At 32.0% G+C, this 300-nt stretch carries 1 protein-coding gene; it reads left to right on the top strand.

Annotated elements, in window-relative coordinates:
- Positions 1-4: 4 nt before the first annotated feature.
- Positions 5-300, top strand: a 296-nt coding sequence (locus QP324_RS11980) for a sugar phosphate nucleotidyltransferase (protein ID WP_284816201.1), incomplete at its 3' end; no start/stop codon positions are given.

Below are 300 nucleotides of genomic sequence, written 5' to 3'. Positions count from 1 at the left end.
TAAAATGAAAGTAAGAAAAGCAGTTATTCCAGCAGCTGGATTAGGTACTAGATTTTTACCTGCAACTAAGGCTATGCCTAAGGAAATGGTACCAATTGTTGATAAACCAACAATTCAATTTATCGTAGAAGAAGCACTAGCTTCAGGAATCGAAGATATTTTAATTGTGACAGGCAAAGCCAAACGTCCGATTGAAGATCATTTCGATTCAAATGTTGAACTAGAAAATAACTTAAAAGAAAAAAATAAAACCGATTTATTGAAATTAGTCGAAGAAACAACGGATGTTAATTTACATTT

Origin of the sequence: Corynebacterium sp. UMB0012 (assembly GCF_030216265.1) — a bacterium.
GTDB lineage: Bacteria > Actinomycetota > Actinomycetes > Mycobacteriales > Mycobacteriaceae > Corynebacterium.
This window is presented reverse-complemented; position numbering and strand designations above follow the sequence as displayed.